This window comes from Planktothricoides raciborskii GIHE-MW2 (assembly GCF_040564635.1).
Lineage (GTDB): Bacteria > Cyanobacteriota > Cyanobacteriia > Cyanobacteriales > Laspinemataceae > Planktothricoides > Planktothricoides raciborskii.
This window is the reverse complement of record NZ_CP159837.1, coordinates 5741307-5760769: the sequence shown is the minus strand read 5'-3', so window position 1 is coordinate 5760769 and position 19463 is coordinate 5741307. Positions and strand designations below refer to the sequence as shown.

Annotated in this window: 18 protein-coding genes; 12 read left to right on the top strand and 6 right to left on the bottom strand. The window is 44.9% G+C overall.

From position 1 onward, the window contains the following. Positions 1 to 42: 42 nt before the first annotated feature. On the top strand, positions 43 to 417 hold the full coding sequence (locus ABWT76_RS24635) for a response regulator transcription factor (protein ID WP_054464083.1): 375 nt from the start codon (positions 43 to 45) through the stop codon (positions 415 to 417). A 337-nt stretch (positions 418 to 754) separates the two neighbouring features. On the opposite strand, the gene ABWT76_RS24630 is transcribed toward ABWT76_RS24635, so the two are convergent. Then, positions 755 to 1354, bottom strand: coding sequence for a tRNA-(ms[2]io[6]A)-hydroxylase (locus ABWT76_RS24630; protein WP_054464084.1), 600 nt, complete (start codon positions 1352 to 1354; stop codon positions 755 to 757). A 122-nt stretch (positions 1355 to 1476) separates the two neighbouring features. Between ABWT76_RS24630 and ABWT76_RS24625 the strand changes: the two genes are divergently transcribed. The 6 genes from ABWT76_RS24625 (at position 1477) to ABWT76_RS24600 (ending at position 10293) form a co-directional block, all read left to right on the top strand. After that, positions 1477 to 2019 (top strand): adenosine-specific kinase, encoded by a 543-nt coding sequence (locus ABWT76_RS24625; protein WP_354635093.1) that lies wholly within the window; start codon positions 1477 to 1479, stop codon positions 2017 to 2019. Between the two features lie 254 nt (positions 2020 to 2273). Beyond that, positions 2274 to 3413, top strand: a complete 1140-nt coding sequence (locus tag ABWT76_RS24620; protein WP_054464085.1) for a DegT/DnrJ/EryC1/StrS aminotransferase family protein — start codon at positions 2274 to 2276, stop codon at positions 3411 to 3413. 125 nt (positions 3414 to 3538) lie between these two features. Further along, positions 3539 to 4423: a cyanoexosortase B gene (gene crtB / locus ABWT76_RS24615; RefSeq protein WP_054464086.1), complete on the top strand. Its 885-nt coding sequence runs from the start codon at positions 3539 to 3541 to the stop codon at positions 4421 to 4423. 134 nt (positions 4424 to 4557) lie between these two features. Further along, positions 4558 to 5340 carry a cyanoexosortase B system-associated protein gene (locus tag ABWT76_RS24610; RefSeq protein ID WP_255353121.1) on the top strand — a complete coding sequence of 261 codons (783 nt, stop codon included), beginning with the start codon at positions 4558 to 4560 and terminating at the stop codon, positions 5338 to 5340. Positions 5341 to 5408: 68 nt separating this feature from the next. Continuing rightward, positions 5409 to 7700 (top strand): SLBB domain-containing protein, encoded by a 2292-nt coding sequence (locus tag ABWT76_RS24605; protein ID WP_054464088.1) that lies wholly within the window; start codon positions 5409 to 5411, stop codon positions 7698 to 7700. A gap of 361 nt (positions 7701 to 8061) precedes the next feature. Next, complete coding sequence (locus tag ABWT76_RS24600) at positions 8062 to 10293, top strand: tyrosine-protein kinase domain-containing protein (RefSeq protein WP_156331428.1); 2232 nt, start codon at positions 8062 to 8064, stop codon at positions 10291 to 10293. 30 nt (positions 10294 to 10323) lie between these two features. Here ABWT76_RS24600 and ABWT76_RS24595 read toward each other — a convergent pair whose 3' ends face one another. Beyond that, complete coding sequence (locus ABWT76_RS24595; protein ID WP_054464091.1) at positions 10324 to 11277, bottom strand: ChaN family lipoprotein; 954 nt, start codon at positions 11275 to 11277, stop codon at positions 10324 to 10326. Between the two features lie 298 nt (positions 11278 to 11575). Between ABWT76_RS24595 and rnhA the strand changes: the two genes are divergently transcribed. Continuing rightward, positions 11576 to 12415 carry a ribonuclease HI gene (rnhA, locus tag ABWT76_RS24590; protein ID WP_054464092.1) on the top strand — a complete coding sequence of 280 codons (840 nt, stop codon included), beginning with the start codon at positions 11576 to 11578 and terminating at the stop codon, positions 12413 to 12415. Positions 12416 to 12593: 178 nt separating this feature from the next. Here rnhA and cruG read toward each other — a convergent pair whose 3' ends face one another. The 3 genes from cruG to ABWT76_RS24575 form a co-directional block, all read right to left on the bottom strand. After that, a complete protein-coding gene (gene cruG, locus ABWT76_RS24585; protein WP_082348694.1) occupies positions 12594 to 13841 on the bottom strand; it encodes a 2'-O-glycosyltransferase CruG in 1248 nt (415 codons plus the stop codon). 246 nt (positions 13842 to 14087) lie between these two features. Further along, entirely contained in the window at positions 14088 to 15026 is a 939-nt protein-coding gene (gene cruF, locus ABWT76_RS24580) for a gamma-carotene 1'-hydroxylase CruF (protein ID WP_054464265.1), read from the bottom strand. A gap of 231 nt (positions 15027 to 15257) precedes the next feature. Beyond that, complete coding sequence (locus ABWT76_RS24575) at positions 15258 to 16583, bottom strand: dihydroorotase (RefSeq protein WP_354635091.1); 1326 nt, start codon at positions 16581 to 16583, stop codon at positions 15258 to 15260. 521 nt (positions 16584 to 17104) lie between these two features. Here ABWT76_RS24575 and lepB point away from each other — a divergent pair. Next, positions 17105 to 17710, top strand: a complete 606-nt coding sequence (gene lepB, locus ABWT76_RS24570; protein WP_354635090.1) for a signal peptidase I — start codon at positions 17105 to 17107, stop codon at positions 17708 to 17710. A gap of 265 nt (positions 17711 to 17975) precedes the next feature. Here the strand turns inward: lepB and ABWT76_RS24565 are convergent, their stop codons facing one another. Then, positions 17976 to 18428, bottom strand: coding sequence for a VOC family protein (locus ABWT76_RS24565; RefSeq protein ID WP_054464093.1), 453 nt, complete (start codon positions 18426 to 18428; stop codon positions 17976 to 17978). 118 nt (positions 18429 to 18546) lie between these two features. Here ABWT76_RS24565 and ABWT76_RS24560 point away from each other — a divergent pair, with 118 nt between their 5' ends. The 3 genes from ABWT76_RS24560 to ABWT76_RS24550 all read left to right on the top strand — a co-directional run bounded on the left by ABWT76_RS24560 (position 18547) and on the right by ABWT76_RS24550 (position 19452). After that, positions 18547 to 18837, top strand: a complete 291-nt coding sequence (locus ABWT76_RS24560; RefSeq protein WP_054464094.1) for a hypothetical protein — start codon at positions 18547 to 18549, stop codon at positions 18835 to 18837. Next, positions 18774 to 19121, top strand: a complete 348-nt coding sequence (locus tag ABWT76_RS24555) for a hypothetical protein (RefSeq protein ID WP_156331430.1) — start codon at positions 18774 to 18776, stop codon at positions 19119 to 19121. Before ABWT76_RS24560 ends, ABWT76_RS24555 begins: the two co-directional genes overlap by 64 nt. 85 nt (positions 19122 to 19206) lie before the next feature. Beyond that, positions 19207 to 19452: an endonuclease/exonuclease/phosphatase family protein gene (locus ABWT76_RS24550; RefSeq protein ID WP_190878465.1), complete on the top strand. Its 246-nt coding sequence runs from the start codon at positions 19207 to 19209 to the stop codon at positions 19450 to 19452. The last annotated feature ends 11 nt before the right edge of the window (positions 19453 to 19463 follow it).

The window sequence follows — 19463 nt, the reverse complement described above, 5'->3', positions numbered from 1 at the left end:
CCGGTTTATTAACAAAAATAATCTAAAAAATAGGAAATTCTTATGTCTAAAAAGATATTAATTGTCGATGATGAACCCCATATCAGAATTTTGATTTCGCAAACCCTGGAAGAATTGGAGGATGAAGGGGTAGAATTGCTAACAGCCACCAATGGGGAAGAAGCATTAGAAATCATTCAACAGGAAAAGCCTGATTTGGTATTTCTTGATGTAATGATGCCAAAAATGAACGGTTTTGAAGTTTGTCAAAAGGTGAAAAATGAGTTAGGAATGCCAAATATTTACATTATTATGCTCACCGCCAAAGGCCAAGAGTTTGATAAACAAAAAGGCAATGAAGCCGGGGCAGACCTTTACATGACCAAACCTTTTGACCCCGATGAAATTTTGGCAAAAGCAATGGAAGTTTTAGGTTAATTCCCTCCAAGAAACAGGCAGAGGTTAGAAACCGTCGGGGGTTTTAACCCCCGCCTCATAGCGCAAGTCGGATAAATCCGACTAAAATTATATAATTTAAAATTACGAATTTCAGTCGGTTTTAACCGACTTTAGCTATTAGCCAGGGAAGACGATTCCCCGGCGGAATAACGGAATAACCGAATAACGGAATAACGGAATAACCGGATAAACGGATAAACGGATAAACGGATAACGGAATAACCAGATAACGAAATTCCCGAAACCGGGTTTCTTTCCCAAATATTTGCCACCAACCAAGAAACCGGGTTTCTTACAAAAGCCGGTTTCTTTAAACCTAACTATGTATCCGAGGTTCGGGATGCAATGTGGCTAATAAATCACTTTCCACGGTGGATAATTCTTCTAACCTTTCGGTGACTTCTGTGGGGTCAAAATAAGTATTGGCTAATACCCAATAAATGCCATAATGTCGGGCTTCGGATGCCATTAATCCGCGATAAAATTTCGCCAAATCTGCATCAGGGCAATGGGTGCCAAGTAATCCCAAACGTTCGTGACTGCGGGCTTCAATTAATGCGGAAATCAGCAGAGAATCTAATAATCTTTTGGGTTCATCTCGCCGAATTGCCGCTTTGAGTCCAGCCGCATAAGGAGGGGCGGAAAGGGGACCGAGGGGAATGCCCCGTTGTTCTAATATTTGGTTGACTTGTTCAAAGTGTTCTAGTTCTTCTTGGGCGATCGCGGTCAGTTGTCGGACTAGCTTCGTATTCGACGGATAACGAAACATTAAATTTAAGGCAACTCCTGCCGCTTTCCGTTCGCAGTGGGAATGATCCAAGAGAATCGTATCGAGATTAGATAAAGCTTGTTCGACCCACTCGTTCAAAGTTGGTTGCTTGAGAAACTTGATTTTCGGCAAAGTAGGGGACACCACAGGGCAACACTCCGGCTATATCTCGGCAATTTTTGATGGCAAATTTGACTAAGCTGTGATTGTATCGCAATTTTAATGGTGAAAAGAATGGCAACCAACAGAAAGGGAACTATTCCCTGGTTATGCTGGTTGCCCCAAATATCGGATATTTGTGTAATTTACAAGAAATCGAGGTAAAAACGATGGAACTCAAATCCGTAGCTGTAGAAATTCCCGAAGGGGCCAATGTCATCATTGGTCACTCTCACTTTATTAAGACCGTGGAAGATTTACATGAAATTCTGGTAGGAATTTCTGGGTCAGTCAAATTTGGTCTGGCTTTTTGCGAGGCTTCTGGCCCTTGCTTAATTCGGGTTACAGGAAATGATGATCGTCTGCAAGCGATCGCCACCAAAAATGCCCAAGCGATCGCCGCAGGTCACAGCTTCGTCATTCTGATGCAGCAAGCATTTCCGGTCAACTTCTTGAATGCCATCAAACAATGTCAAGAAGTCTGCACAATTTACTGCGCCACCGCTAACCCCGTAGAAGTGATTTTGGCGGAAACCGCACAAGGACGAGGAATTCTCGGCGTCATCGATGGCTTTTCTCCCAAAGGCGTAGAAACCCCAGAAGACGTGAAGCACCGCAAAGATTTTCTGCGACAAATCGGCTATAAGCTTTGATTACTGGGGGGTGTAGGGTGTAGGGTGTAGGGGGAAGAGAGGGAAGAGAGGGAAGAGGGGGAAGAGGGGGAAGAGGGGAAATTTCCTTCCCACACTCCCCACACCCCCCACACCCCCCACACTCCCCACACTCCCCACACTCCCCACACTCCCCTAACAGTGGCGGATCGGCGGAAACATCGTGCATAACAATAGTAGGGGCGCTTCGGCTTGCGCCCGCTATCAATGGCAAAAATTGTTTTAAATCAGCACTTATGTCTAGCCCTACCGTTAAAGTCCCCTTCGTTGACCTGCAAATTATTCATCAGCCCATTCAAACAGACTTAGAAAAAGCGATCGCCTCTGTACTGCACCAAGGGGATTTCATTTTGGGGCAAGCGGTCACAGAATTTGAGTCTGATTTTGCCGCCGCTTGTGGAGTAAACTATGGCATTGGTGTCGCCTGTGGCACCGACGCGATCGCCTTGGGACTAAAAGCTTGTGGCATCCAACCAGGGGATGAAGTAATGTTACCCGCGAATACCTTCATTGCTACCTTAATTGGGGTGGAAAGGGCTGGGGCAATTCCGGTGTTGGTAGACTGCGATCGCTGGACGGCTTTAATCGATCTGGAAGCAGCGGAAAAAGCCATTACCCCGAAAACCCGTGCGATCGTTCCCGTCCATTTATACGGTCAAATGGTTTCGCCGCAAAAACTCAGATATCTGGCGGAAAAATATCACCTGATTATCCTCGAAGACTGTGCCCAAGCCCACCTAGCGGAAAAAGAAGGCGATCGGGCAGGTTCAATCGGTATGGCAGCCGCTTTCAGCTTCTACCCCAGCAAAAACCTCGGCGCCTTCGGAGATGGGGGCATCGTCGTCACCTCCGACCCCGAAGTCGCCCAAAAAATGCGAACCTTGCGGAATTATGGCGCCCCCAAAAAATACTTACATACCGAAGTGGGCACCAACAGCCGTCTAGACACCTTACAAGCCGCCATTCTCAAAACAAAACTGCCCCATCTTGCCCAATGGAACCAATGGCGTAACCATGCCGGTAAACAATATGACGCCGCATTAGCACCCCTGCAAAGCCAAGGCATTCGACCCATTCAAAATCAAAGCAATACCGGCCATGTATATCACCTCTATGTGATCCAAGTCACCGAAGATTGTCCCATTGACCGCAATACTTTACAAAATATACTCAATCATCAAGGGATTCAAACGGGAATTCATTATCCTATTCCCTGTCATCTACAACCGGGCTATCAAAATTTAGGTTATCATCAGGGTGACTTTCCCCACGCAGAAATGCTCTGCGAGGAAATTTTGTCATTACCAATGTATCCGGGCATCAACGAAAGGCATATTCAGCAAGTTGTCACCGCCATTGAATCAGCTTTGATCTAATCTAAAACAAGAAACCGGGTTTCTGGCATAAGTTTTGCCACCAAACAAGAAACCGGGTAACTTTGGCGAAACCCGGTTTCTAACCCGGTTTCTAAAATTACGCAAATTTTACGCAAATTTTAGCCATGCAAATTCTGGAAAAAAAATCTAGTTTAATTCAGCAATATTCCGGCTGGATCGTTATCGGATTATTAACGATAATTTACGCGCCTTTAGTCATGTATTGGTATGACGGATGGTTAAATAAAAGTATTAGTATTGAGCACGAATATTTTAGCCACGGCTTAATTGGCCTGCCTTTTGCTGCCTATATTGCTTGGGGCGATCGCCAAAAATGGCTCAAATTGCCTGAAAAAACTCATCCCATAGGTGGATTTTTACTTGGTTTAGCAGCGGTATTTTATCTCAGCACTTTACCAGACTTAGTAAATTTATCCTTGCCGATAGTTTTAGCGGGAATTTGTTTATGGTTAAAAGGAATCGATGGATTAAAAATGCAAGGATTTCCCCTGTTGCTGGTTTGCCTTGCCACTCCTAACCAAATTCCCTACTTAATCTCTCCTTATATTATTCCATTGCAAGCATTTATTGCCGCGATCGCTGGGTTTATTTTACTTCAATTTAGCATAAATGTTAGAGTGGAAAATATTTATTTATATGTCAATGATGCCGTAGTCGAAGTAGCCCCCCATTGTTCTGGCTTAAAAATGTTACTAACGAGTTTATATGTAGCGTTAATGTTACTATACTGGAGAGATGACTTATCCTCCCGATTCAAAATAAATCTATTTTTATTCAGTACAGTGATTTTGAGTGTACTGGGTAATATTATTAGAAATACGTTACTGACATTTTTTTATGGCACAGAACGGGATCATCTTTTTCATTGGTTACATGAAAGTTGGGGCGGAGATTTATACTCAGCATGTATGTTAGGTTTGTTAATTCCCCTGCTGATTGGCATAGAAAACATCGCTGACCATTTAACGGTGCCACCTCACGAGTCATAAACCGGGTTTCAGCATAAAACAACCAAGAAACCGGGTTTATTAAAGAAACCCGGTTTCTAATCCGGTTTCTTTAAATCGTGGATAATCCTGAATTAGATGAAGTCCTATTTTTTTCTATTTAAAGTATATTTAAAGTGTTAAAGCAATCTTCACTAATGAGAATATTATTACTGTTGCTCCTGCTATTACTATTGGGAGGAGCAAACATACCCAGCTATCTCCAGGGTATCAAGCCTTGGAAAGAACCCCCCCCAGTTCCAGGGCTGAAAAAACTACAAGAATTACAAAGTAATGGCATTCAAGTGGCTGGATGGGAAACCGTAAACAAAGTGACAATCGAAGCCGGGGGGCGGAAATGGTTACTCCATGAACTCAACCAAAACAATCAGATGGCATTATTGCTCCTGCGATCGCAACGGGGATCGACGGAACAACCCCAAGTTGAATGGATGGATATTAATGGATATTGGCGATGGAAATCTGACTCTGAAACCTGGTCTGAATTTACCGTGGAAATACCGGGCACAGATCCCCGGTTTCTTGAAGAAACCGGGGATCTAAAACCAGAAACCGGGGATCTAAAAGGGGCTCTAAAGCCAGAAAACGGGGATCTAAAACAAAAATTAGCATTAGTTGAAGCCCGCTATTTCCGGGGTGTCACCAGGCAGCAAACCTACGCCATCATGCAATGGTATGCCTTCCCTGATGGAGGACATCCCAAAGCGAGCCGTTGGTTTTGGCGCGATCGCCTCTACCAAATCTCTGGCAAACGGGAACCTTGGGTAGCCGTATGTATCATCATGCCCATTGAACCTTACGGTGACATTGAAAAAGCCCGACCCCTCATCGAATCTCTTGCCAAAACCGTTCAAGCGACCTTAATGGCAGAAGCGTTTAACAATATATCTGCACGGTAAGCGAAGCAATGCCGCAGGCTATATGCTTCGCCCTTAGCCGTCAACCGTCAAAGAATCCCTACCCAACCATGAACAGTCAACACTCAACCCTCAACATCCTGCTTTTGGTTTGTTTAGGAGTCATTCAGTGGCCATTTTCTATATTCGCCAGACCCGCCCAAGTTTTGGCCGCCACGAATATCTGTCAACTACCAACTCGTGCCGGTATTTCATCGAACCCAGTCCCTCCGACAGCCAACGGGACAGCCAATGGCGGAAATATTCCCAGTCTAATTCCCAGCCCAATTCCCAGCCTAAATTCTCCGGGTAGCCGCATCCCCGTCTCTCCTGTTGCCGAACCTGACTTACCAAACACTTCGCCACTCCCTACACCCCCCGCCGAAGTACCACGGCAGACGAGGCGCGATCGCGCCAACCGACTAGGACGTTATCGCCTCGGTCCTGGGGATCAAATCTACATAGAAGTGCAACCCTTTAACGAACTCAGCCTGCAAACCGCGATCAACCCAGAAGGCAGTATCGTACTGCCCCTGATCGGGGCAATTTCTCTAGAAAAACTCACTCCTGCCCAAGCCCAACAAAAAATCCAGGCTCAATTAAATCAATATCTCGTCAATCCCATCGTCAGCCTGCAACTGCTGGTGCCAAGACCCATTAACGTCACCATCACTGGAGAAGTTGCCCGACCAGGATTCTATCCCGTCACCCCAACCGGAGCCACCCTCGCCACCCTATTAGCCACTGCCGGAGGCACCACCGCCAATGCCGACTTACGGCAGGTGCGTTTACGTTGGACAGAAAACGATGGCATCCTCAGAGAACAAGAAGTTAACTTGTTAACCCCTTTAACCCAAGGACAACCAATTCCCGATATCCCCCTAGAAGATGGAGATGCGATCGTTGTCCCCAAACGGGAATCCCTGGAAGACCGACAGTATAACCGCAGCCTCATCAGCCGCTCCAACCTAGTAGCCCCCCCGTCTGCCGTAGAAATTACCGTACTGGGAGAAGTCGCTCAACCGGGATTCTATATCCTCCCCCCCTCCATTCGTCCCTTAGCCGATGCCTTACTCATTGCCGGGGGAGCCACTCCTGCCGCCGACCTCCGCTGCGTCATCGTGCGTCGGTTACAAGATGATGGCACTTTAACCGAACCGATTTTCTTAGACATTTATAATGCCTTACAAACCAACGGCCAAACCTTGCCAGACTTTCCCTTAAATAATGGGGATATAGTGATTATTCCCAAACTGCCATTAGCAGATCCAGATTATGACAATAATTTGGCTCGTCGCTCTAATATTTCCGCCCAACAACCTGTACAAATTACCATTGTCGGCGAAGTCACCCAACCGGGTTATCATATACTCCCGGCATCCCTTCGCCCCTTACCAGATGCCTTATTAATCGCTGGGGGAGCCAGTCCAACCGCAGATTTGAAAAATATTCAAGTGCGTCGCTTACTCGCAGATGGCACCATCAGTGAAGAAACCGTTGATTTATTCACTCCTTTAATGAATGGGGAAGAACTTCCTTCCATTCCCTTGAGCAATGGGGATGTAGTATTTGTCCCCAAACGACCATTAGGCGATGATCAAGATTATGATCATAATATCGTCGGTCAATCCAACTTAGCCGCCCAGCAACCTGTGCAAATTACGGTACTCGGAGAAGTAGCTCAACCGGGATTTCATCTTCTGGATCCGGCTCCCCGTCCCCTGCCCAATGCTTTACTGATTGCCGGTGGCACCACCAGTGAAGCGGACTTGCGATCCGTTCGGGTGCGCCGATTAATTGGCAATGGCACCGTTAGTGAAGAAATCGTAGACCTATTTACTCCTTTACAAACCGGGGCAGAATTACCTTCTTTACGCCTAGGAAATGGAGATGTAGTGTATGTGCCGAAAATTGAACCAGGCACCGATCAAGATTATGACCGCTTGCTTATCGCTCGTTCCACCTTGGCCAACCCGGAAATGACTGTCCGAATTTTAAGTTATCCTGGACAAGGGGCAAATTTAATTACCCTACGCAATGGCAGTACCTTTTCGGATATTCTCAACACCATTCCTCTCAGTCAAGCAGATTTAAGAGACATTGCCGTGATTCGCTTTGACCCAGAACAAGGACGTGCTGTCACCCGAAAAGTGGATGTCAAAAAATTACTTGAAGGTGATAACTCCCAGAATATCCCTTTACAAAATAATGATGTGGTGGTGATTGGGCGAAATCTCCTAACCAAGTTGACCTATTCACTGAATACGTTTACCCAGCCTTTTCGCGATGTTCTTGGCTTTTTGCTATTTTTTGATCAGTTACGGGATAGCGCTGATGCTCTCTTTGGACCCGGTTCTAATTAATAGACCTCTTGCAAAAATCCGAATCGATCCCCCCAACCCCCCTTCCCAAGGGAGGCTTATTAGAATTTTGCCAGAAGTCTAATCAAGCTATTGGTTATGAGTTATTGGTTATTGGTTATTAGTTATTGGTTATTGGTTATTGCTCCCCTGCTCCAGAAGGGCGCAAGCATTGCGCCCCTACATCTGTGTTCCCCCCGCACCAGAAGCTCCGGGGCAACCACCGCCTTAAGGAATTGCCCCTACCTCCCTGCCCCCCTGCACAAGCGCACCCCTACCTCCCTGCTCCCCTGCCCCCCCTACCTCCCTGCACAAGCGCACAAGCGCTGCCCCCGTTCCCCCCGTTCCCCCCTATTTTTGACTTATGGCTCCTTCAATTGTTAAGCGTTATCAAATAGCTTTTGCTAAATACAAATGGTTCGGATTCGCCGTAGTGGTACTCTGTTTGGCCGGTGCGGGTGTCATCGTTATGACCAAGGAAACGCCGGAAACCACTTATGATGCTAGAGGTATCCTGAGCTATTATCATCCGCCTGTAACTTTTTCCGATACGGGAGGACTGATTCAAGAACAAGGAAAAGCACTGACGGAGGAAATTCTAAAATCTGATTTTGTGCTGAATACTGCTGCTGCCAAAGTTCAGGAAGATCCGAAAAGGATTAGAAAAACGTTTACTGTTCGCTTACCGAAGCCAGACTCCCCCCCTGTGATTACCGTTTACTATGACGGTGCTCCCAGTAAAGAAAGAGGGCTGGAAATTATGGAAGCCTTATTGGATGCAATGATTGAGCAGAGTCGGTTGATTAATACGGAAAGATTGCGGACTTTGATTACGACAATTAATCAACGATTACCAGAGGTGGAACAGAATCTCGATCAAGCGGAACGAAAATTAGAACAGTATGAACGGCAACAAGGAGTGGCAATTTTAGCCGCCCGTTCTGGCAGTTTGGCCAGTGAAATTGTTGCGAATCAAGCGCAACAAGCTCAACTCCAAATGCAAATTGAAGGGGTGCAAGGGCAAATGATCGATTTAGAGGAAAGATTGGGATTAACGGTGGATCAAGCTTATGTGTCCCAAGCCCTGAGCGCCGATCCGATTATTGCGGATATCCGAGCGGCATTACATCAAATTGAAACTCAGATTTCACTGTCGAGTAAGAATTTTCGGCCTGCCCATCCTCAGATGGTTGAGTTACGCAAACAGCAAGAAGCGTATAACCAACTGTTAGAAAATCGTGCCGCTGAGGTGATTGGAGGAGATGGAATTACGGCACCTTTGTTGAGTGGGACGCAAATTAGAAAAGATAGTAGTTTAGATCCCGAACGGCAGCGGTTAGCCCAAACGCTGATTGGTTTATCGACTCAGAAAGAAAGCTTAGAAGGTCAGCTTAGTGCAATGACGAAACGAGAAGCGGAGTTGAGAAGAGAATATGCGACCCTGCCTAATTTGCAGTTGGAACAACAACGGTTAGCCCAGCAGGTAGCGTTGCATAAACAACGCTACGATCGCATGCAAACCGCTTTGTCTGATGCTCTCGCGGCTGAGGCGGAAACCGTCAGCAGTTTGTTGAAGCAAAACCCCTATGTAAATACCAACAAGCCCCAACCATTCAGCGCTATGTTGACGGTGGTTATGGCTGGTGTGATTGGTACGGTGTTGGGTGGCGGAATCATTTTTGTGCTGTCTTTGCTCGAAGGCAAATACTACACAATGGAAGAAATCAAGGCGGGTTTACAGGGATTAGATTTGCGGGTTTTGGGGATTTTGCCCGAGGTGATTTCCTCAGATCCAGAGAGTAATTTAATGCCACTAATTTTAGACTCTCCCAGTCCCTATTTGAGTTTTTGTGAACAACTCCGCAGTAACTTACGGCGTTTGGGAGAAAAGCAGATCAAAATGTTGTTAATTACCAGCGTGGGAATAGATGAAGGCAAGAGTTTTTGTGCGTATAATTTGGCGATCGCCTCAGCGAGAGCGGGCAAACGCACTCTGATTATTGAAACCGATTTGCGATCGGCTTCTGCTTGTCGTTCCCTAAAATTAACTCCAGATACTTCAGCCAGATTAGAACCTTTACGTTACTATAGCGATTTGAGTCATTGTATTCGCTTGGCTCCAGAAGTAGAAGAACTTTATATTATTCCTAGTGTTGGGCCATTACCAAATAGCGCGGCTATTCTTGAATCTAATGAAATGCGGCGAATTATTAAAGAAGCTGCTCATCGGTTTGATATGGTGGTTTTAGAGGCGCCTCCTTTGAGTGTTTGTAATGATGCATTTCTGTTAGAACCATTAACTGATGGGATGGCGATCGTGACTCGACCAGGTTACACTCAAAGCAGTTTGCTGGCGGAATATATTGAGCCCTTAATTGAACAAGAGGAAACCACAATATTGGGTGGGATTATTAATGGGGCGGATATTCCGGTAAATTTTGCCGAAAATCCCAGTGAATTTTTACCAGAATATCCACCTACCACTGACTCTTTTGAACAATTTGAACCCTCTGGTGCCGACATTTCTGTTAACGGTGTTCGGGGCGATCGCTCTCGTTCCCAAGAGTCTAAGAACGAGAGTAGTAAAATCGCCTAATAGATAATAGAAAACCTAAATTTCTAGAAGTTACTCAGCCCCGGATATTTCTGCTGATGTTGGCCAAACAAAATCAGCGAGCGGTTTGTTTGTGTCCCATTCTAATTCCGGGATGGGACTTAAAAGTACCGAAAGTTGGCGAAAAGGTTCTCGCTTGTTTTTTTCGGTGTTTTGCTCGGTGTTTTGTTCAGTGACTCTTCTCAGGACTCGACTGGGGATGCCATAACCATAAACAATATGACCTTTTCCGGCTAACACAATGATTTGATAATCGGGGTTAGCTTGCCGAAATTTGGCAATGACTTCGGCCATTGTTTCGTCCCAAAGAACTTGGGCTAAAAAGAAATTTTCAAAGTTATCACTACTGCCATGATTTTGGTGAATTGCGTCATATACTTCGCGGATTAACTGACGATATTCAAGGTTATCTGTGCGAATTTCTGAAAATGGAGGAATAAATTTTTTTTGTTCTGCTGTCAAACTTTCTAACCCTTGGCGGGCAACTTGGCGGGTAATTTCATTGGGAACATTTAAGGCTAATACGGGGATTTGATTTTCTTGAGCAAACCGTAAGATTGGGGCATAAAATTCCCAAGGAAACCCCCAGCGGTTTTGATATTCTGTTTGTTCAATGAGTTCGGCTTCACTGAGGTTGCCTCGGAGGTATTCGTCTAAAACACTTTGATAAGGTCGCTGGAACATTTCCATGGCGATCGCAATTTTGTTGTTTCGGCTCATTTGCTGAATAATCTCTAATTTTGCTGCATGATCCGCTGGATTATCATGGGTTTCTCCTAAGTAAATTACATTGGCATCAAACAGTTGTTTTAAAATCTCTTGGGCGGATGGGTTTGATGATGAGGATTTGATGGGGTAAGGTTCTACGGAATTGACAATCCCTTCATTCGATAAAACAGGTTTCTGACTAACCGCTAAGGTGCCGATCAGCAACAAAACCAGGCTATAAATTTGAAGTTTGAGCATATCGGATTTTCTTTTTTTCTTTTAATGATGACTTTTGGCCGAGCAATGAGCGAACTCATGGATGCGCTTTGGGTTAATTTTAACCATTGCCATGACGGATAATTTTTGGCAAAAATCCTGAGTATCATAAGATTATATCAAAAAATATCAAAAAGTATAAAATTATATGAAAAAATATTCATATAATTTTATACTTTTTATATAAAATTATATGATTTTATCCATTGATAATGTTAAGATTAGCGGGCAAAAATGATTTTAAGGCATTCCCTAAAGAAAAAAATATGGAGTTTCTTCTATGACAATTAAAAGCATTTATACCGATGGATCTTGTAACGGCAACCCTGGGCGTGGTGGCTGGGCTGCAATTATTTGTTATCAGGATGGGCAGATCCATGAAATGGGGGGAGGGGATCCCAGTACCACTAATAACCGGATGGAAATGCAAGGGGCGATCGCCGCCTTGGAATTTTTCAAGAAATCTGGACAAATTGAGCCAATTATTTTGCATACGGATAGCGAATACTTAATCAAAGGAATTACCCAATGGATTCATGGGTGGAAAAATAAAGACTGGAAAACTGCCAGCGGTAAACCTGTGCTGAATCAAGACTTGTGGCAAAAGTTAGATGGCCTCAACTCTTCTGTCATTAAATGGCAACATGTGCGCGGTCATAGTGGCGATCGATACAATGAACGATGTGATGCGATCGCCAAAGCTTATGCATTTGGTAACAAAGTCAAACTTCAAGAATATCAACCAAAATCCCACAGTCCGATAGAGAGGTTACAATGTTCGGGGAACTCTGACCATAAACTCTCTGATTTAAATATGGACATTAATCTTAACGCATCTTCTGAATCTATAGATTCCTTACCTCGTGAGGTTAGGGTAAACCAACTGAGAAACTTGATCGAGACTCTGCAAATTGCTGATGAAATTTCCACGAAAGGGTATTTAATTACCAGTTCCGAACTCGCAGACTTGATGGATGTCAATGCCAGTGCTGTCACCAGTCGTGGTGATAATTGGGTATGGCGTAATTGGATTGTGTCACGAGTGCGGCGCGAAGGAAACCAAATTCTCTGGCAATTAGAAAGAGTGGATTTGGTCAGTGAAGAAGCAGCAGAAAGCTAATTGTTAGTTGTTAGTTGTTAGTTGTTAGTTGGTAGTTATTAATCTAACAACTAACAACAAACAACTAACAACTAACAACTAAGAACCAACAACTAAGAACCAAAGAATCCCTACCCAACAACTAAGAACCAACAACTAACAACAAACAACAAACAACTAACGATTAAACTAACTAAAATCATTGATAACTACGGCCACGCCATTGAGTGGGTCGGTTTATGGCGGAAATAAAAATCCGCAGAAAAGCGAATGGATCTGCGAGAGGAGAAAACCAAAACATCAACTTAGCTAATGGAGTGGCACGACTGCGATCGTAAGAAGGGGCGATCGCAAAATTCAAAGCAAATCTAATCACCAGCAAAAATATATTTAACCTCAGCAATAGTAGGAATAGTATGTTGGGTTGAGGAACGAAACCCAACGAGAAAACACCTGAGAACAAACCCGTCAACACCACCGGCAACGGTAAACCTTGAACCGCGAATAGCAGCAATACATCTCCCCAAGTCTGAAGTTTAGATGAAGCATCTTTCAGATCGAGACTGCGGCCCCATTCTTGCCAAGTTTCTTTCATCCCCTCATACATTCGCACCTTGAGCACTTTTGCCCCATCCAAAAAGCCCACTTTAAACCCTTGTTTGGCGGCATTTCTGGCTAAAGTCACATCATCACAAAAAGATTTCCGGGCAGTGGTATAGCCATCAAGTTTAGTTAACACCGATCGCCGACAGAGAAAACATTGCCCATTAGCCATCACCCGTTGCTCTCCACCACTGTTGGTCCCCGTCGGGCCAAAGCGGTAAACCAAGGTCATCAACAACGCCGGTTGTAACCACATTTCCCCAGGGGTTTCTAAAATAAATTGCGGGGAAAGGGAAACCAAATCATAACCGCCCGCTTCGGCTACTTTGAGTAAACCAGCGATTAACCCTGGGTGGGGTTGGGTATCCGCATCAATGCCTAAAATCCACTCGCTGGCTGGAGAACTTTGTAAAAAACCTGTATGCAATGCCCACGGGCGTCCCACCCAATCTTTTGGTAATGGATCGTCATTAATTAAGCGAAAGCGGGGGTCTTTGTGGGCGATCGCCTGAACCAATTCGGGAGTGCGATCGGTGGAATAACTATCCACCACAATCACTTCCCGGAGTTCATAGCTTTGGCGGGTCAAGCCATCCAAACAAGGCTGAATCCGTTGCGCCTCATTCAAAGTAGGCACCACCACCGTCACCCAGCCCAATTGTTCCAGAGTGGCGGACTGGGGTTCAATTGGCGGCATCCTAAATGGACCTTTGATCAAGCGAGAAAGTAACAAAATCACCGCTGGGATTTGCAGCAGCAGGAGTGGTACAACCCAAGCGCTGATTGACCAATCGGCGAAAATCGATGTTTGGGCAAATAATTGGGCAAATAAAAAGTAAATCATCATAACAAAATCTTTAATCAGGCAACTTGGTTGCTTATCACTTGGTTGCTTATCATAATTGTTTCCGGGATGGTTTCCAGGCAAACATTGACGGTTTTAAAGGTTTTGAGCGGGGCAAAACTCTTAATAAATACAAATAAAAAGAAATAAAAAGCACTGGTGGCGTTAGTCGTCCAGTGCTATGGGATGCATGAGTATTGCCATCCAAGGTGCTGCTAGGTTAAATCAGTGCGGCGGAGACTATGGTTATTTTGCCAGCATTTTTACCGGGGACACTACTAAATTTTCTGCGTTGTCCGGTTTGACCCCATCGCTGTTGCTGATTGCTTCTTCCGTAGAAGTTGGTGCGGCCATCCACCAGAGGACGATCGCCGGTACGACACCCACCAGTAAGCCCAAGGCGGTGGGAATTAAAAAGCGAGAGTCTAAGGAAGTAACGGTAATTACGGCACCGAAGGCGAAGTTAACCAGATAAACCGTCAGGGGAACCAGTAGTTGCGATCGCTGCACATTTAAGGGTTTTTTCTCCCAGACGATGGCAGCAACGGTCATAAAGACTACACCAGTGCCGATCCAGCCGCTGAGGTTACGATAGGGCATCCCAAAGAATTCTCCTACTTCTTGGAATTGCCAGAAGGGAACGGCGGTCTGAGTCATGGCGGGGTCCAGTACCAAATCCCAGGCGGTGAGTAAGATGGAACCCAGGGCGATCGCGCCAACCTGCTGAATCCAAGGGGCTATTCTAGTATTTTCCAACCCAGCGCGGGCTAGGAGATAAGCGGAAAAACCGAGATAAAACCAGGACAGGGGAATGGTAAATGGGACTAAACCGGCAATTTTATATCCCAACCCACTTAAATATTGGTAATGACCAAAGGGAAAACCTGTGCTGGTGCCTAAAAGTTCACTGCTTAAGGACAAGACCACCGCTGGCAACATAAAACCCAACCACTGCCGCACCCCTAATACTCGATAAGCATAGATGGCAACTGCGGCGGCTCCTAACACAATATATCCGACCCCGCCATTCGCCATGCTCACTTGGAAAACATCTTGGCCAAATTTTGACAAGCTCAAAATAAATTCTGGATTGGGAATCACCAGGATGAGTCCCGCCAATCCAAAGGCCATTGCAGCGATATGACCAATTAGGCATATGCGCTCGATCGTTACAAGTTGCCTTATCGAAATCATAAAGAAATTCTTAGAATAGGGAGTTAGTTCGCTTTAAACTTTATATTACTTTACATTTAAACAATAAACCACAGATTGTCAATCAGATTGTCAGATACAGCTTGTTCATTATTTACTTAACACATTGCCCTCACCCTAAATCCGGATCCTCTACCCCCCTTTGAAAGGGGGGGAGGGAGAGGGACTTTGAAAGCAGATCGGATTATTTCTGAACAAGCTGTACTACCATACCTGTAAGGCTTGACCGCGTACTTCGGTGTTAATCTTTCCTCGGTTATAGACCACTTGTCCCCCGACAATTGTCACCACGGGCCATCCGGTTAAATTCCAGCCTTCAAAGGGACTCCAACCACATTTGGTGAGCATATTTTCCGCCAATACTGGATGATAGCTGTTTAAATCCACTAACACCAAATCCGCATCATACCCAGGAGCGATCGCGCCTTTATTGGCAATACCATAGCCTTTCGCGGGGGCGGCGGACATCCAGTGAGCCACTTGTGCTACGGTACAGCGTCCTTGCATTGCTTGGGTCAACATCAACGGCAGAGAGGTTTGCACTCCGGGCATCCCCGACGGACTATTGGGATATGCTTCGGCTTTTTCCGCCAAAGTATGGGGCGCATGATCCGTGGCAATAAAATCAATCACCCCATCCAGCAGCGCTTGCCAGAGAATCTCATTATCTTCGGGATCTCTTAAAGGCGGATTCATCTGTGCCAAGGTGCCAATAGTTTCATAAGCACTGGTATTTAAGAGTAAATGCTGCGGTGTAACTTCTGCTGTCACCCAACTGGGTTTATCTTGGCGCAGCAAATTCGCCTCAACCCCCGTGGACAGGTGCAAAATATGCAGTCGTCGCTGATATTTTTTGGACAATCGTAGGGCTCTTTGAGTCGCCAACAACGCCGCTTGCTTATCTTGAATGGTTGAATGAATCGCGGGATCGGTACATCCGGCAAATTCCTGTCGCCGTTGACTAATCCGTTCTTGGTCTTCCGCATGGACGGCAATTAACCGCGAACCATTGGCAAAAATTGGCTCTAGCAATTCATCGGTATCTACCAAAAGATCCCCCTTCATCGAGCCCATAAAAATCTTAATTCCCGGAGTGGGGGTGGCTGTGAGTAAATCCTCTAAGTTTTTGCCCGTTGCCCCAATAAAAAAGCCATAATTAACTAAGCATTTCTGGGCTGCTCGCGCTAACTTATCATCAAGGGCTGCTTGGTTGCTGGTAATTGGCCGAGTATTGGGCATTTCCAAAAAAGAAGTCACCCCACCGGCAGCACAAGCACAGGTGGCGGTAAATAAATCTTCTTTATGTTCCAAACCCGGTTCCCGGAAATGCACTTGCGGATCGATGACTCCAGGCAACAAAGTTAAGCCCGTGGCGTCGATAATTTCACAGTGGTGGCTCTCAGGGGGCGAAATTTCTCGATCGATTTGGACAATTGCTCCCCCCCGCACCAAGACATCACCGAGTAAAAATTCCCCATCAGTTTGGAGGATCCGAGCTTGTTGGATTAATAAGTATGAATCAGCAGACATGGCTTCAATTAGGCGGGGTTCCCCCACCTTTCCTCACGAGTCGCTTTACAATACTAGGATATGACTTTCCGGTGCCGAATGGTTGCCACCAGGGGATAGAACTGAAAAAAATAAAAAAGTTGTCAAAAATTCTTTTAACCTTTTAAATTAGAAGTAAGACGTTGGTAAATCTGAAGATCGGCGGCTGGGGCGATTCCGCTATCTCCCCCATCCAAACAGTTCAATATGCTTACCAGGGCAGCTTTGTGGAATTTCCCCTTACCAGACCCCATATTACCCAGTCACAGATTTGACACCAAACTTACCCTAACCACTGGTCATCACTGACACTAACCATTTGTACAAAGAAAACAATCATCAAAACCTATTACCGGCGATCGGTTCTTCTTTCTTTCCGACCGATAAAAGCCCTCGTCAAAATTTGAGGTGAGGATTTTCTGTTGGCTTCAGTGAAAAGAGAATTGACCAAAAGCCCCTAGCATTTTATTCACTTATCTAAATCTTGGATCTAAATAGGCAACATGACCCGTATCGAGGAAACCGTGTCTGATTCTAAATCTCAATTACCCGTTAATCAAGCCCCAAAGTACACCGAAGAAAACCCCTGGCTTGAATCACTAAAGACCATTGTACTGAGTGGAATTTTAGCAATAGGGATTCGCACTTTCGTCGCCGAAGCCCGTTATATTCCTTCGGGTTCAATGTTACCCACCCTGGAGATCAACGATCGCCTAATTATTGATAAGTTGAGTTATCATTTTAAAGACCCGCAGCGGGGAGATATTATTGTCTTTAGCCCGACCCCTGCATTACAAAAGGAAAACTTTAAAGATGCTTTTATTAAGCGGGTGATTGGTTTACCCGGTGACAAAGTACAAGTTAAACTCCGCGTGGTGTATGTTAACGATCAACCGATCCAAGAACAATATATTCAAGAGCAACCTAACTATGATTACGGCCCAGTGGTCGTGCCGGAAAATCAATATTTGGTGTTAGGAGATAACCGCAATAATAGTTATGATAGCCACTATTGGGGCTTTGTCCCTCGCGAAAATATTATTGGTCAAGCAGTGATTCGTTTTTTCCCTTTTAATCGCATGGGTGGCATTGATTCTGCTGATAATTAATAATTTAAAATTGATAATTGATAATTAAACCCAGTTATCAATTATCAATTATCAATTACTAGCGAAAAACAACAAACAACAGGGAACAGGGAACAGGGAACAGGGAACAGGGAACAGGGAACAGGGAACAGGGAACAGGGAACAGGAAACAGGCATTCTTGCATTCTGGCAATATTCCCTGATAACCGTTCCCCGTTCCCTGATAACTGTTCCCATTTCTCCAACAGCAAACAACAAACAACAACCAACAATATCTGAATGTTTGCTAAGAGCGATCGCAGCGAATTTCTAACATAAAGCCATCGGGATCGTAAAAATAAATGCCTCTTCCTGTAGGGCGACTGACTGGGCCGTGGTCAATGGGAACTTGATGCGATCGCAACACGGCTACCGCTTGGTCAAATAACTCTGGATCGATATCAAATGCCAGATGATTTGCCCGAGTAAATGCTTTTCTCGGATCTGGATCTGCTGGAGATAAATCCGGTTCAGAAAATAGATCGATGACGGTGCCATCTGGAGTGACAAAATTAGCCACTTTTCCCTCCTCCACTAACTTTTTCAGGGTTGCAGGAATTTCCGCTCCCGTGAGTTCACGCAACCCAAGAATCTGGCCGTAAAAATGGCGAGAAACCTGCAAATCTTGGACGTTAAAAGCAATATGGTGAACGCGACGTAAATTTCCAGCCTCAATCCCGGTCAGATTTGAATTAGACATGATGATTCTCTAGGTTATATTTTTAGTCTTATTCTATCTTAATTGAAAAACGTAATTGAAAAATTTTTCCCCTTGTCTCCGCGATCGCACGATTGAACATTTTCCATGAAAACCCTAGATGCTGACTATTTTTTTTCCCCAAAGCGTTCAGTGGATTATTTTTGCCATAAATTCGGCGGTTTTTGCCGCATTTTTAGGCACAATGTTGGAGTTTGCTGGTCGAATTTGGTGGGGGTTTGAACTGCTGGATCATCCCAGACCCCAATATTGTTTACTGTTGGTATTAGCGATGATTGCTGGGGCGATCGCTGGCAAAACTATTACTGACAAAAGTGTTATTTTTATTTGGTGTATCCCGATTGCCATAAATTTGGGATTAATTTTGCCGTTATTTTTTTCCCACCTTTAACCCAGGATTTTAAATCGGTTAATATCAGTGCTATCCCCAATTTACCGCATCCAAATTTACAGATTGTTCATGCCAATTTAGACCGCGATAATCAGAATTTTTCAGAGGCGATCGCCTATTTAAAAAATCAAAAAGCCGATATTCTCTTGTGGCAAGAAGTGACCCCACAATGGTTGACAGAACTTTCTGCTAGTCTAGCGGATTATCGGTTGGTGATTTCCCGACCCTTAAAAAATACTCAGGGAGTGGCCATGTTTGTGGCTAATAATTCAACCTCCGTATAAATTATGAACCCAGAAATTATTCATTTACCCGACGGTTTCGACCGACCGATGATTGCATCGATTATGCGCTTTTTTGGGAAATAAATTGCTTTCTTTATTAAGTTTACATACCATTCGTTCCCGAAGTCAAGATACTTCCGCTTATCAAGAAATAGAGTTTTCTGCCGCTGCCCAATGGAGTCAAAGGCAGTTAAAGGCTAATCGAGAAGTGATAATTATTGGGGATTTTAATAGTACGCCTTGGTCCGATCGATTTCGCCAGTTTGTGCGAAGGTGCTCCGCACCGCGGCATATGCCGCGATCGAGTGATTTAATGAATTCTCAAAAATGATATGGCTTACA